This window comes from Okeania sp. SIO2F4, from assembly GCF_010672385.1.
GTDB lineage: Bacteria > Cyanobacteriota > Cyanobacteriia > Cyanobacteriales > Microcoleaceae > Trichodesmium.
In genome coordinates, this window is sequence record NZ_JAAHGT010000133.1 from 1 (window position 1) to 15,308 (window position 15,308).

The window sequence follows — 15,308 nt, forward strand, 5'->3', positions numbered from 1 at the left end:
TTGTTGCGAGAAGATCCCCACTTCCCTGTGGTGAATGCCTATAGAAATCTGTATTTGTCATAGATATTGATGATTTAAAAGAAGTAAATCTGGATCAAAAAGTTGAGATTGTTAATCAAGCTAAGGGGGAATTATAGCGCTTTTCATTAACATAGAATATAGAGATTTTGGCTTAAAGGCACTAATGTTGAGGGTCTAAGGGGTGCGGACCCGCGTCGGTGAAAGACGCAAGCGGTAAGACCCCGCGCCGCCGACAGCTCGCTTGCGGAACGCGCACTCCTGTGAGGGAATGCTGACCAAGAGAGGGAATGCACACTCCTATGAGGCAGAAGTTTTGTAGTCTAACTTTGTGAAAACCGCTATAAGGGAATACCAGAAAATAAATTATCCCAATTTTTCTACTAATCGCGTTAACTGGTTACTCCCTACTCCCTTAATTTTTCAATTTCTTCCCTACTCCCTCCGACCTACTCCCTCCGACCTACTCCCTTATTTTCATAGCTAATGGGATAATTTTTTATTTGGAAGTCCCTAAGATAAATTTATGGCAGACTTGATTGCTGTGATTACTTCTTTTAACTCTCAAATTTACGGATAAAAAAGGTCAAAAAGAAAAAGCGAAAAGATTATAGTATAATTAAAATCAGTGCGAAAAAAAACAACTAGCTGTTAAAACTTAATCTATTCAAGTCCTAAGTAAAGTGACACAAAAACAAGGTTTAATCAAAGTATCAGGAACTGAAACTGAGTTTCAGACCTAATTAGCTGACCGTATAACTGAAGCAATAATTGTTCCTAAATGTGATTTTTATGTAATTGAGGTGACTTCTGAAGAAAAATGACAGTTATTCACCCAAAATGATAAAGATAGAAGGCATAAATTTAGTTTTGGATTTTAATGGCTTTCACTTCAAAATCAACTGAATTTAACTACTTTGTTGATTAAAAGCAAATCCTGAAAAAGTTAGAATCAATTTTGGCACCAATATAGCCTCCAGTTGGGAATCTATGTTAATAGAAAATCGAACCTGGATAATTAATCTCTCAAAGTAAAAGTTGAAGGAATTTTTAAAATCTAATTGCTGGGGTGTCTATAATTTGACTGGACCTTTATTAACCATAGATGCAACATATTTTGAGATTTGATATTTGGTTGTGCTAATATATCATCGGTAAGCTTGGACTGAAGCAAATATGGCTTTGACAACAACGCAACTAATTGGTTTAAAGGCAAATCATTTTCGGCATCCCTTAGATTTAGAGGCAACCAATGCTTTGAAGCAACTGCCTGGTATAGACTTATTAGTCAGACAGTTATTAGGCCCACTAGGTGAGCAATTTTTCTACATGGAAAATATAGCATCCAGTGTTCTGGTTAGTGAAGCACAACTACCAAACTTACACAAAACACTATTAGATGCTTGTCAAGCACTTGATTTAGAACCACCCCAATTATACGTTCGTCAACATCCTGTGCCTAATGCTTATACATTTGCTATGCGAGGAAAGCAACCTTTTATTGTTGTTCATACATCTTTGATAGAGTTGCTCAACTTAGAGGAAATCCAAGCAGTATTAGGTCACGAACTAGGACATCTGAAATGTGAGCATGGAGTATATCTCACCTTAGGTAATTTAATTGTACTTGCTGCTGGACAAATTTCGACATGGGGTGGTATAATAGCTCAAAGCTTACAAAGCCAAATACTAGAATGGTTAAGGTGTGCCGAATTTAGTTGCGATCGCGCAGCTCTACTAGCTACACAAAATCCTAAAGTAGTTGTATCAGTTTTGATGAAGCTAGCTGGTGGTTCTCCAACCATATCACCAAAACTTAATGTTGATGCTTTTTTAGCTCAGGCAAGAGCTTACAATGAATTTAGTAATACAGAATTGGGTGAAGTTTTAAGGGAACTCCAAACAGCCCAGTTAAGTCATCCATTGCCTGTATTGAGAGCTAAAGAAATTGACAAATGGGCTAGTAGCAAAAAATATCAGGATTTGTTGCAAAGTTTGGCAAAAGATGTGTACAATAATAAGAGTAAGGGCGGGTGGCGAAATTGGTAGACGCACCACACTCAAAATGTGGCGACTTCGGTCGTGAGAGTTCGAGTCTCTCTCCGCCCATAGTAATTTATACTATAAATTGTCAACTTAAAACTAAGGATATGGTGAAGCATTTAAAAAGATGGGAATCTCCCCGTAAACAAGGTAGAAATATTAAAGGAAGAGGAGGAGCTGCAAGGTTAAGACAGATAAAAAAGCAGCAAAAAATACTTATAAAAAAATTAAACAGTCAAGAAAAAGGGAACCATGGTTCCCTTTTTTTTGTTTATTTATCTCAACGTTGGTTGAAGACTCGCGTTCTCCATCCCCCCTTTTGTTCCCCCCGCGTGAAAGCTATGCTTTATAAACATCTTTCTTAAGATAAAACTTAGACATTAGAAAAAGGTTATGTTTATTACCATTCAATGGATAATGATAGGAGAGTAAACGTATTTAATTAGAGGCTAAACTCCCCCCATCTCCCCATATCCACACCCCCCATCTCCCTATCAGAAAAAGATTTTAGGAGTTCCTTATAAGGGATAGCTTTGAAAGGGGGGTTAGGGGGGATAGATGAAAACCAATCAATGTTACAGTTTTCCTAAAGCTTGTGCTACTATCGTAATAGAAATAAGCCTGGTGGGCTAGCAGTATCAGCGCCAGTCGCTCATGGGGGAGACCCCCAAGACCCCGTTGGGAAGTCTTTAGGAGCGATCGTAAGACCAAAAAGAGGTTCGTCCTCGGAGGCAGATGGTATGTTGGCGCAGCTCATCTGTTACTGCACCTCCTCCGGAGGAGGCAATAGGCAGCAGAAATTCCCTATAGCCTATAGCGTGATTTTAGGGAATGCTTAGTTTCAGCGTGAGCGCAACGCCGGGAGCAACTTAATTATAGCAGTCGCCATTACTGGCGCGGACATTCTCAAGCTTCTCAAACACAGTCTGTGCTGCTTTCTTTAACTTCTTTACATCGCCAATCCTACGGCTCTCCTATCTGAACTTTAGTTATACTTGATAGCTTGGCAACTCCTGTGTTCGTCATTGCCATATCTTTGAATTTGTATATTGGGACAAACATTTTCCCTTGCCTGATTAGTTGATGGTTGCTCCTGCCAATGCTGAATAATTTCTTGTAACTCTGCTTTTAAATTTTCCAATGCTTCTATCTGAGAAGTAATCTCTTGGACTTTACTGGTTAATTTATGCTTAACTTCTGTGCAGGGTAGTTCACCTCGATCTCTGATGACCAAGATTTCCGAAATTTCCCTTAAGCTCAAACCCAAAGACTTGGCTCTTTTAATAAAACCCAGTCTGCCAAGCACCGACTCTTCAAACAAACGATAACCAGATTCAGAACGTTCTACAGAAGGTTCAAGTAAACCAATATTATCATAGTAGCGGATGGTCTTAATTGGAAAACCACTAAGAGCAGCAACTTGACCAATTTTCATGGGCAATAAATTCTTTCTGATTAAGGAAGATGCTTTTTATTTCTATTCAGAATTGGTAGTTGTGGACGAGACGAATTAGGAGGTAGATAATATTCTGGAACAGCACTAGCTTGCTCAAGATGAGAACGCTTTAGGAAACAGAAACGCAATATGATTGCCACTCCTACTGTTCCCATTCCTAAACCAAATAAAGACCAACTAGAGCCTACACCACCAATTACAGCATCAACAGCTCCTACTGTGACTACAAAGCTTACTACTGGATCTTTTCGATAAGCTATTTTCAGAATTCTTGGCCATAAAGCGTTCATCATAAGTTTAATTTAATGCCATCTAGAATTTAAGTATATTTTGTTCTGCCAAGGGAATTAAGTTAATAATCTCACTCCCTTAATCTTAATTATGTTAATTTATTAACTATACTGCCATCTGGAACTTGAAATCCGTAAATTAGTTTTGATTTTATCTCAACTTTGTTTCAAGACCAGGGATATCTGGCCAAGGGAAGATAATATGATAAAACCAATCAATCTTTATGTTAATTTATTAACTATACTGCCATCTGGAACTTGAAATCCGTAAATTAGTTTTGATTTTATCTCAACTTTGTTTCAAGACCAGGGATATCTGGTAAAGGCGAAGATAATATGGTAAAACCAATCAATCTTAAGGTTTCACCAAAAAAATCGGTCTGAAGCCTCGCCCATAAGCGGGCGACTTTTTGATCGATCAAGTTAGGAGGACATAAGCTATAGTATAGTATTATTGTCCCGGGTGGGCAAGGAGAGACATTGAACGGACGCTCGGGAAGCGTCAGACTAGCGCCAAGCTTGCAGCACCCTGTGTTTCGCTGCGCGACATTAAAAGCGCAGCTTTGCGTAAGCAAAACCTCAACCCGTCGAAGAGCTACCGCTCAGTATGAATATCTGCGCCTAACTAACCGCCAGAGAGGGTGTCAAAAAAGATATCTTAAATTGAAAAAGTATTAAGTTCTCAACTAGATCGGGACTTAGGCAACGACACTAATTGTAGTAGTTATATCTTGAATAATCACCAAATAATCCACCATATATAGCGGTACTGCATAATTCCTGTAGATAGGATTAGTTATTGGCTTCACATTAACACTGTTTTGTTCATCTAATGCAATTATCAGAGATAATGCTCCTCAATAATATCTGTTATGTGTTCACTAGCAGTGGTTCATATCACAGGAATTTAACCTAGAATATTCTCAACTTATCAAGGTATTAGCCATTTTCTCTTCTCCTCATATTTATGAAGTTTTCAGGGTTTTAAATTTCTATCACTATTTTACCGACGATCAAACTAATCTACTTACAACTAATTACAAGGATTAAAACCACTTGAATTCTTGCAAGTTGTATATACAATTTTTGAAAATTGTCAAAGTTATTAAAGGCACTTAGCTTGTGTATAATGTCTCGGTTAAAACACAAAAGCTTTCAAACTACCCCAAATTTTCATTACAATTATAGGTGAATTAATTGTCTGTAGAAATTAATTCTTGATTGTTCTAAATATTGTGCATTATTATGAAATTTGGGCAAGTTATATGGAAGGAAGTTGTTGGTAAACTTGACCAGAATGCTTAAGGTGACCAACAACAATCATCTAAAATATTTAAGGTAGACTCTGGGTTCAATCTCTATTATAATATTTATTTTAAATAACTAAGTAGATATCAAATCCTAATTGAGACCTAACCAAGATAGTAAACCTTCTCCAGTAAAGTATTCAATTGCTAAAGTTAACACAAATCCAATCATCGCTGCTCTACCATTCAGACGTTCTGCATATTGGTTGAATCCGAACTTTGGCTCGTCCAAATTAGGTGTAGTAGTAGGTTGTGGTTGTGTCATTATAAATTGGCCTCAAATTTAATAGTGTTTCTAGATAGAGTTGTTTCTTTACAATTCTTAAATATATTCTAAAAGGAGTTGACTAAACGTCAACCATATTTGTGCAAAAATTTTAGAGAAGTCAGAAGATACAAGCAGAAGAAATATGTCAAATTCATCAGACTCGCCTTCTTCCTTGCCAGCTACAGTTGAACAGGTAGCTAAAGCCCTCCGATTAGGAGGTTGGACTTGCTTTTGGGTACAACTTGTGCTAGGGATAGTTTCAGGCATAATTTTTCTGTTTGCTGTAATTATACTAGGCCAAGAGACTGGAGCAGGTACAGGAGGTGGATTATTCTTTGCGGTTTGTGGTCTAGTGGTACTAGGGTTTAGCATCTTCTTGTCATTTCGTTACACTCGTTTGGCAAGGCAATTGCGATCGCCTACACCTTCCTTAAGGCCAAGTAGGTCAGATACAACTCAACAAGTAAAAAGGACTTTAATTACTAATTTGGTTGGGATGACCCTAAATTTATTAGGGGCGGAAGCAATTGGGGGTATTTTATTAGGTGAATCATTAGTTAGTCAATCTTTTACGTTCAACCCTACACAACTAGAAAAATTTACACTGGATATTTTTATAGTATTGGGTAATACTCATATAATTGTCGCTCATTTTGTCGGAATTGTAGTAGGACTATTTTTGCTTGACCGGGTTTACAAGTAGTCAACTTGACAGTAGAAAAAGTTTTGGTAGTCCTACATAATAATGTTACAAGGAGATGATCGACGCCTAGCACGGGAGCAGGATGCTCCCACTATCTGTGACCTAAGAATAATTAGAATGGCTCACTAGCGTCTTGCTGATTAGTAGATAAAACTATTAGTTAAAAAAAATATTCTAGAAAAGCTCTCCTAGAAGGACAAGGCTTTAAACTCAAATAATAGGTCAAACTATTGCGCAACATATTTAGAAAAAATCATACTCTACATTCTGCACTTCAAAATGTAGTATAAAAGGCTAGGAATTAGGAGCCATGAGGAAATGCTATTTCTCAATTTTGGGAATAAATTAAGTATTTACAGTTGTGGTTAATGTTTTCCTGATGATTGGCCTTACTCAAAGGCCAATAAAGATGATTTACATAGTATTTAAGATTTACGGAGTATAAATACTTAGATATACTTAGATATTCTCGTCTGTTTTGTATTGCTTGTAATGCTACAAGTTGACGTGAACAATCTGGGTTAGATATCTGCAATAAATAAAGAACTCTTTTCTGAAGTTCCTGAAGTCTTTTTTAGGAATACACAGTAATTTAACTTTAGATTGAGATAAAGCTTTCTTGCTATGTAAAGATTTTCAGAGGAAAAAACGTCTCATATTTAAGTTAAACCACGAGACATCTCCGATAATTAAAAATAAAATCAATTATCTTACAGAAATCATTAATTCTTTCCCTCTATTCCTTACTCCCTACTCCCTACTGCCTCTTTTCCGGAGGGGTCTACTATATACAGCAGTTTCCTATTTGATGAAGTGCATATATTGATGGTTTTAGGGAGCAGGGAATAAGTAGGAACCTTGTATGCAACGTCCATAGGTCTTAGCGAAGATGGATCGGAGGATAGGGAACAAGCAAAAAATATTTACCCCATCAGTTGTACGACATTAATCTAGAATCTGCTGCACATACTTATGAGAAAAATTTTCTCTAGAAAAAGAAACTCAAGCAGTCAGGAAATTCTACAAAAAACAAAAATTACAGTACTTTTTAGGATAGTAAGGTACAGTTTGATTTTAATGTATCTTCCTTGTTCCCTAAAGTCCTAAAACTTTGTATCTCATTAACCTAAAAACTTCTAGAAATATTCATAGTTATTAATCCGGAATCACAACTAACTCATAGAATAAATTACTTAGATTACTCCTATTAAGTATAAATAAAACTAAAACCATAGTCATGGAATTCAAACTTGCATCTAACCATAGTTTTTCGGGAAATATTCCCATAGAAATAGATCGAGATAGTTGGCGTTTCGCGGAGCGACATGAAAGGTGGAGCCTAGCGGCAGCTATATCGCTACCTACTAATATCGAAGCCGAAATCCAAAGTAGCCAAATTTATAGTCTTATGTTGACGAACCTAAAAACAACCCTAGAGGAAGGAGTAGCTCAAACCGAAGCTCAAATTAAAGTATTAGGACCTGAAGCAATTAAACTCAACCTCAAAAACTTAACTAGAACATTAATACCAGACAAGAAAGATTCTTCAACAAATCTAACTTCCTCTCAGACTAACAACATAGATGAGCCGGAAAAAAATCCTATTTATCAACAGAAATATCAGGAACAGTTAATCCCTAAAAATCAAAATCAGGTTCAAGAAAAAATGAGTACAAACATAACCAATGCTATAGAACCAGAAACTCCAACTGAATCAATCGTAGTATCTATCAATTCCGATAATACAGACACTAATCTTTCAGAAAATAACAACAATTACTCTGAAGAGTTTCCAGTACAAAATAATCGACTCAAATGGAATAAAAAGCAAACAAAAGCAGAGCAAGCAGCTTTAGAAGTTCAGGAAAGAAATACATATTTACAGGAACTAGGCAAAAAACTACAAAAAGCACGAAAAATGCGTTGTTTATCTATGAAACAAATTCATAAACAAACCTTCGTGCCACTTCATTACCTAGAAGCAATAGAGAAAGGCGAAACAGAAAAATTACCAGAAGATGTATATCTTCGGGGATTCATCTTTCGTCTTGGCAACGCTTTAGGATTTGATGGAGTAACTTTAGCAGCAGCTTTACCTATTTCTAATTCACTCCAAGGCTTAATGCCATCTTGGTCTAAGTCGAATAAAGACTTTGGATTTTATTTACATCCAGCTTACTTATATGTAGGTTACACAGCTTTAATAGCTGGAGCAGTAAGCGGACTAAGTTGGATGTCTCAACAACCAAGTCCTGGAGCAAATCTGATTCCAGATACACCAGAAGCACCTGATTCAGTTGCTCACTCAGATAAGCATTTAGAAACGACTCAAACACCAGGATTAAAATCTAGTGGAGGTAGTCTAGTTGTTGGTTCTGATATGGCTCCACCAGAAACAATGATTTAATTTTTGACATCCTCTGCGACCTTTTAGCGTTAGGGTTAGAGAAGCTCCTCTGCAAGAGGCAGCTCCTCTGCAAGAGGCTGATTCCGACTGAGCCGTAGATCTTCGGTGAGTTGAAGTTTCATTCGGTGAGTTGAAGTTTTATCAGGTACTGCTACCTTAACGGTAGTCTTATCGAATAATTAATAATTAATAGTTAATAATTAATAATTAAGAGTTGATAGTCAATTAATTATTCATTCAACAATTCACGCCTTGAAGCCTCCCCTTGGATAAGGGATAAATCAAAAATTTTCCTTTAACTCAATCCTATCCGTTTTAAGAAGGGGTAATTATTAATTATTAATTGTTAATTGTTAATTGCTGAAACTTCTCTGGGCATCCGTTTAATATCTCGGATTGCCCACCCGCGACAACCATATTATACCTTATTTCTTCGTACTTTATCAATCAAAAAGTCGCCCGCTTATGGGCGAAGCATCTACCCTAATCTTTCGGTAATCAGAAGATTATCTCTATGTATAACTGTTTCAGCTCCCGCATAGCCCAAAATATCAGGTATATTTTCTGAATGACAACCTAGAATTTTTTGCAATTCAACATTGCTGTAGTTCACAAGTCCCCTAGCTATTTCCTCACCTTCTTCATTGCATAGCTGTACAGCATCCGATGAATTAAATTCCCCTTCTACTTGAGTAATACCAGCAGCTAATAGGGATTTGCCAGACTCAGAAATGGCCTTAACTGCACCTTGGTCTAGATAGAGCTGGCCTGCTGGAACTAAAACATTAGCAATCCAATGTTTGCGGGCATTTACTTGTTGTGGTTGGGGTTCAAACTGGGTGCCAATAGATTCTCCATTGAGGATTTTATGTATATTAGTGGGTAGTTTACCATCGGTAATTACAGTTCGGACTCCAGCAGCAGTAGCAATTTTAGCAGCCTCAATTTTTGTAATCATTCCACCAGTTCCTCGTCCACTAACAGACTCCCCAGTTTGAACTTGAAGTTCTTCGAGTTGTTCCATTCGCTCTACCAAGCTAATAGGTAAAGCATCTGGATTATTTCTCGGATCGGCTGAGTATAATCTGTCAACATCAGTTAGTATGAATAACCAATCAGCTTCTACTAGACTAGCAACCAAAGCTGAGAGAGTATCATTGTCCCCAAAATTTAGCTCTTCGACAGCAGTAGTATCATTTTCATTAACTATTGGGATTACACCCAGTCGCAACAATTGTTGAAATGTGTTGTAAGCATTGACATAACTACTACGTCGTGTTAAGTCACTTCTAGTAAGTAAAATTTGGGCAATTGTCTGTTGTAAAGATGAAAACAAGTCATCGTAAACACGCATTAGTCGTCCTTGACCAACTGCTGCTACTGCTTGCTTCATAGAAATATTCCGAGGTTTTTCGGTTAACCCTAAGATATCACAACCTACACCAACAGATCCAGATGAAACTAAAACTACTCGATGTCCCTGGCGATTTAAATTAGTAACAGTTTCAATTAAGCTAGAAATTGTGGATAAGGCTAAATTTCCAGTTTCTGAATTAGTTAGGCTAGAAGTACCTATTTTAATTACTATTGTATTCATAGAAATAATTCAATTGAAATTTTCAACTACTAATCCCCTAAAAGAAAATCAGTCTTTAACTAAGTACAATTGACATATAGCAGTCCTATATAGGTTGTGTGATTTAGATTATCCTAAAACACCAAGTCTATAGGAAACCACAAAGTCAAGGGATTGGTTTTAATGTAATTTTATAAGTTTGAACTTATTACGACTCATTGAGGAATGCTATATTTATCATGACAATCATTCTAGTGAGCATCTAAAATTAGTTACGATACTAATTTTTCAGATACTCAACTCTCAGTAACTCCCTCGACATGATAAAATTTCATACCCTTGATTCACAATAAATGGCGCTTTATGCCAAATTTCAAAAGATTGTTTGTATAGAACTAATTTGATATCTATCAGGACTTACGCAAGGGTACTATATATAGAGTGCAAAAACTATAACGTTATAGTTTTTAACACTACATACATGGTCTGGTGCGTAAGTCCTGTCTATATAATTACCGAATAATTAAGATTTAATCCCTCTCCTAATAGGAGAAACAAGAAAAAATTTTCATGATTAGTCAATCCTATCCGTTTTCCAGAAGAGGTAATAATTAATAATTGATAATTAATTATTAATTGTTGAACATAGGCAAGTATGTTAAGCATCTAAGCATTAGTTTTTTCAAAAAAATATGCTCTAAAATTTAATGCCTTTCTAATTGCATATCCCCATGTTTGCCCTAGTCTCCCATAACTCCTAAAAAAACTTAATATTGACAAATATACCAAATTGATTCTATCCGAGTACCACAACATTTCACATCTCAGAAAGAGAGTGAAAAATCATTCTTAACCAGAAGTTATAAATGGGAATAGTGAATAATCAGGGACTTCCCAGAAATAAATTATCCAATTTTTGGTGATTGCTAATTGCCATACTTCTCAAATACTTGAATTACTTAGGAATGAGAAAAAAATCAAACCGGATAAAATTAATTACGGTCAATATCTTTCAACGGCAGAAAACAGACTTTCCCGGTCTTATTTCATTTCTGTTCCTGATTTGAGATCGAGGCAAGGATAATAGGACTTGATGAATTTCAATTTCTTCCCTACTCCCTACTCCCTTACTTTCAGTCGAATAGGATATTTTTTCATTTGGAACTCCCTAATGGTACTTAGACATTTGATGGGAGAAAAAATACCTGTTTGCATAGCATGACCTAGAAAAAGTCAGTCCAGACAAGGGAATTACGTCAACGCCCTAAAAATGGCTAAAATCCTTAATTATCAAGGGTTTATCTCTTTTCGACTTAAAAAGCTTTGCCAGTCTATATTTGAGCTTGTTTTGTAGTTATGTTTTGTCTAAGTCCCACTAATGATATTCAATTATTCAATACCTAAAAATATCATCATCCAAATCCCTAGAAAATTGCAAAACTCAAATAGAATTTCATAGCACTAGCCCCAGTCAACAAATTAAGATAAATTTGCAAAGACTGAAAAAAACAAACCTATTAGTCTAATTAGGTGTGGTGGAGGAGAATCTAGGAGTGCTAAATAGAATGTCAACAGTATATTCAACAGTTTTTACTAAAAATGGTCAACCGAAACCACTTCGTGTAGGGGTAATTGGGGTTGGTAATATGGGTCAGCACCATACCCGTGTCCTAAGTTTGCTCAAAGATACTAAGTTAGTAGGTGTGGCAGATATCAATGTTGAAAGGGGACTAGACACTGCCAGCAAGTATGGAGTTCGTTTTTTTGAGGAGTATCGAGACCTTTTACCTCATGTTGATGCAGTCTGTGTCGCCGTGCCCACTCTTCAACATTATGCTGTGGGAATGACCTGCTTAGAGGCAGGAGTCCATGTCTTAATGGAAAAGCCCATTGCTGCAAGTATCGCTGAGGCCGAATTTTTGGTTAATACTGCTGCTGAAACAAATCGAATTTTACAGGTGGGTCATATAGAAAGGTTTAATCCTGCTTTTCAAGAACTTAGTAAAGTCCTGAAAACTGAAGAATTATTAGCCTTGGAAGCTCATCGGATGAGTCCTTATTCTCATCGAGCTAATGATGTGTCTGTAGTTTTGGATTTGATGATCCATGATATTGACTTATTACTAGAGTTAGTGGCTGCTCCAGTTGTTAAACTGACTGCTAGTGGGAGTAGTGCTTCTAGTTCGGGAAATTTAGATTATGTAACGGCTACTCTTGGTTTTGCCAATGGTATAATAGCTACTCTGACTTCCAGTAAGGTGACACACAAAAAACGTCGTTCTATTGTTGCCCACTGTAAAAATTCTTTGACAGAAGCAGATTTTTTGAATAATGAAATTTTGATTCATCGTCAAACAACAGGAGATTATGTGACAGATTATGGTCAGGTGCTTTATCGTCAGGATGGTTTAATTGAAAAGGTTTATACTAGCAATATTGAACCTCTTCATGCAGAGTTAGAGCATTTTGTTCATTGTGTAGGTGGAGGAAATAAGCCTTCAGTTGGAGGAGAACAAGCTCTTAAGGCATTGCGTTTAGCTAGCTTGATTGAGAAAATGGCTCTTGATGGTTTAGCTTGGCATCCAGCAGATTCAGAATATAATTTGTTGAATACTTCAATGCTTAAAGTAGGTTAAAATATTTCCATAATTCCCTAGGGATTTTTTAATAGAAGTATTATTTTTTTGATAAATTACTCCGCCTTATTTATATATTTAGGCGGAGTTTTAAGCCTAAAAATGGAAAAAACAGGATTTGTATAGCGCTACGCATTAAGGTTAGGACATTTCTAAATCCTAAAACCCTTTATTAGTAGTCTACTATTCCCTATTCCCTATTCCCTATTCCCGATTCAAGTAGCGCTATATACAGATTTAAGGATAATGATCGGAAATAATTCAAAAGTCTGGCAAAAGCTCAATTTTTTTAATTATAAAAAGCTTTTCTTTGGTAAGCATTCAGCTATCAGTGATTAACACAATTTCTCAATTTTTTTGTAAGCATTCAGCTATGAGCGGTCAGCTATCAGCTTTTGAATAGACATCTCCAGAAAAGAGGGAGTAGGGGTAGGGAGTAGGGGGAAAGAATTGATAATTGCTGTGGGATAATTGATGGGATTTTTGATGATTGGAGATGTCTAATTAATCAAGGAAGCATTCATTTAATTTCTACTACATTCTCAACCAGAGATTCGTACTCTGAAGCTTTGATAAAATTGCTTTTTTCTCCTTTCAAGGTAATCAAGCTGAAAGAGGCTAGCTGACTGCTGAATGCTTACAAAATTTTTCTACATTTTCTTGAGTAGGGGAGTAGCGGAGTATGTAGGGACGTTGCATGCAACGTCAGAATAATTAATAATAAATTGCTAAAAATTATCAAAAAAGTGATTCGGCCTGTATTAATTACTTAATAATTTAAGTTTCCTCAAGTCTAGTATTAATGCATAGTAATTGGCATAACACCCAAGGAATAAAAATGAAGGAAAATTATAGATAGAGTCTTTTCAGCAATTAAGAATTTTTCAGTTCATGCAGACCAAATTTACAGAACAGCTCGAAAACCGAAAATTCTGTACTGCAAAGAGGGATTAGAATCAGCAGTCCTCCCTTGGGAAGACCACCAAAAAATCTTGATAAAAAACAGAAGAAACAAGCTCAAGAGCGATGAAAGATTACGGAATAATATTGAGGGTAAATTTGGTCAAGCAAAAAGAGGATTTAGCTTGGAGAAAGTGATGCCTAAACTTCCTGAAACTTCCGCAACTGCCATCGCAATTACTTTCTTAGTAATCAACCTTTCTACCCTCTTAAAAGAGGATTTTTCTCTTTTTTTGTACTTTTTTGGAGAAAAAACCGTTTTTGCGGTCTGTTTAATCATTTTAACTTATGGTTGAATAAATGATGATAATTTTTTATGCTCATCAGTTTTTTTTGAATAACAAGTCAACCGTTTTCAGATTTTTTCAGCAAACCCTAATTATTCGGTAAACTATAGCAATCCGCGCATTGGTTGTGACAGTTTTTATAATAGTTAATTTGAGCTGAAAACCATGAAAATTATGACTCCTGACTCCTAAATACCACTAAAATATTACAACCGATTAGAGAATTGCTATATGTACTTTTACTAATGTTTTTAATTATCATTATCCAGACTTCATGTGGCTATCAGCTAATGGCTGATAACTAACACCTAAATGCTTAGGTTTCCTGTTCCCTAAAACCTATAAATTTCAACTCACCAGTATAAGAATTAGTATAGCCAAATATTTAGGGCTTGTTAAGCTTAAAACCTTAATTGAGATGCACCTAAAACCTAACTATAACTAAATATTGAATTGGGTATTATCCATTCAGTACTGCTATACATATAACAATATTTACCTTAATCTTTATTAGGGCAGTTTTTGGACTAATTATGATTAATTAGCTCATTAATTTATGAGTTAAAACTGCCCCTATATAAGTTCCTCAATCAAGGTGGATAAAACCTAACCAAATGTGGAACTATTCCACCCCCACATCGAACCTTTAGCGTCAGAAAATTCTATGTAAATTCGATTTTTGGGTACACCCAAAACTTGATTAACTTCTTGACAGAAATCTTGGCTTATTTTCTTTGTTTGCTCAGGATTCATACTGCCAATGCTTTTAATTTCCATATAGCAAACTGGTTCATTGCTATTACCACCAAAAGTCATGGGAATATCTGACTCAAAAATTGTCATTACATAAGATTCTGGTTTTTTAAAATGCTTTGCCATACCAGATGAAAGAGTTTTCAGAAGGCTATCAATTTTATCTTTTTCTGTTTTGGCAAGAGAAGTTTGAACTTTAATTAATGGCATAAATCAATCAACAATTAACTATGAACAAAATGAAGCATTAAAGTAGGTATTCAGCTATAAAAATAAACCAACTAATTTTCTATACATAGACCTAGTTGACACACACATTCTTACTTATAAGATTGGAATAATCTCAGTTTTTCAGAAAGTCAAAGGTTAAATTTATAGCAGTTTTAGAGGATTTTTCTACAAAGTTTTAGGCTAGTTTCAATAATTAATAATTACCTCTTCTTGAAAACCGATAGGATTGATTAAAAAGGAAATATTTTTCTTCTCTCTTGGGAGATTGGAGGCAAGCGTTTGCGCTTCGCAAAGCTTCGAAGTTCGCGTAGCGTCCCGGAGGGAACGGAGACCTCGCCATCCCATCCTAACGGACTGCTCCGCTTTCCGACCG

11 protein-coding genes and 1 tRNA gene are annotated in these 15,308 nt (G+C 36.1%); 7 read left to right on the forward strand and 5 right to left on the reverse strand.

What is annotated here, in order from left to right; translation table 11 throughout:
- Nucleotides 1-1,194: 1,194 nt before the first annotated feature.
- From F6K22_RS11085 to F6K22_RS11100, 3 genes are all read left to right on the forward strand, one after another.
- Nucleotides 1,195-2,067, forward strand: a complete 873-nt coding sequence (locus F6K22_RS11085) for a M48 family metallopeptidase (RefSeq protein ID WP_293097090.1) — start codon at nt 1,195-1,197, stop codon at nt 2,065-2,067.
- A tRNA-Leu gene (locus tag F6K22_RS11090) sits at nt 2,046-2,127 on the forward strand. The genes F6K22_RS11085 and F6K22_RS11090 overlap by 22 nt, the downstream gene beginning before the upstream one ends.
- Before the next feature lie 527 nt (nt 2,128-2,654).
- The gene (locus F6K22_RS11100) at nt 2,655-2,900 is read left to right on the forward strand and encodes a hypothetical protein (RefSeq protein ID WP_293097096.1); all 246 of its coding nucleotides are present in this window, start codon (nt 2,655-2,657) and stop codon (nt 2,898-2,900) included.
- A 146-nt stretch (nt 2,901-3,046) separates the two neighbouring features.
- Here the strand turns inward: F6K22_RS11100 and F6K22_RS11105 are convergent, their stop codons facing one another.
- The 3 genes from F6K22_RS11105 to F6K22_RS11115 form a co-directional block, all read right to left on the reverse strand.
- Nucleotides 3,047-3,496 carry a heavy metal-responsive transcriptional regulator gene (locus F6K22_RS11105; RefSeq protein ID WP_293097097.1) on the reverse strand — a complete coding sequence of 150 codons (450 nt, stop codon included), beginning with the start codon at nt 3,494-3,496 and terminating at the stop codon, nt 3,047-3,049.
- Between the two features lie 20 nt (nt 3,497-3,516).
- Complete coding sequence (locus F6K22_RS11110; RefSeq protein WP_293097112.1) at nt 3,517-3,807, reverse strand: hypothetical protein; 291 nt, start codon at nt 3,805-3,807, stop codon at nt 3,517-3,519.
- A 1,401-nt stretch (nt 3,808-5,208) separates the two neighbouring features.
- A complete protein-coding gene (locus F6K22_RS11115) occupies nt 5,209-5,379 on the reverse strand; it encodes a chlorophyll a/b-binding protein (RefSeq protein ID WP_293097099.1) in 171 nt (56 codons plus the stop codon).
- Nucleotides 5,380-5,524: 145 nt separating this feature from the next.
- Between F6K22_RS11115 and F6K22_RS11120 the strand changes: the two genes are divergently transcribed.
- Nucleotides 5,525-6,085, forward strand: coding sequence for a DUF3611 family protein (locus tag F6K22_RS11120; protein ID WP_293097101.1), 561 nt, complete (start codon nt 5,525-5,527; stop codon nt 6,083-6,085).
- Between the two features lie 1,237 nt (nt 6,086-7,322).
- Nucleotides 7,323-8,492 carry a helix-turn-helix domain-containing protein gene (locus tag F6K22_RS11125; protein WP_293097103.1) on the forward strand — a complete coding sequence of 390 codons (1,170 nt, stop codon included), beginning with the start codon at nt 7,323-7,325 and terminating at the stop codon, nt 8,490-8,492.
- Between the two features lie 478 nt (nt 8,493-8,970).
- Here F6K22_RS11125 and proB read toward each other — a convergent pair whose 3' ends face one another.
- Nucleotides 8,971-10,089: a glutamate 5-kinase gene (gene proB / locus F6K22_RS11130; protein WP_293097105.1), complete on the reverse strand. Its 1,119-nt coding sequence runs from the start codon at nt 10,087-10,089 to the stop codon at nt 8,971-8,973.
- 1,544 nt (nt 10,090-11,633) lie between these two features.
- On the opposite strand from proB, the gene F6K22_RS11135 reads away from it, so the two are divergent.
- Nucleotides 11,634-12,704, forward strand: coding sequence for a Gfo/Idh/MocA family protein (locus tag F6K22_RS11135; RefSeq protein ID WP_293097107.1), 1,071 nt, complete (start codon nt 11,634-11,636; stop codon nt 12,702-12,704).
- A 932-nt stretch (nt 12,705-13,636) separates the two neighbouring features.
- Complete coding sequence (locus tag F6K22_RS11140; RefSeq protein ID WP_293097114.1) at nt 13,637-13,960, forward strand: transposase; 324 nt, start codon at nt 13,637-13,639, stop codon at nt 13,958-13,960.
- A 597-nt stretch (nt 13,961-14,557) separates the two neighbouring features.
- Here F6K22_RS11140 and F6K22_RS11145 read toward each other — a convergent pair.
- A complete protein-coding gene (locus F6K22_RS11145; protein ID WP_293097109.1) occupies nt 14,558-14,914 on the reverse strand; it encodes a phenylpyruvate tautomerase MIF-related protein in 357 nt (118 codons plus the stop codon).
- Nucleotides 14,915-15,308 lie beyond the last annotated feature (394 nt).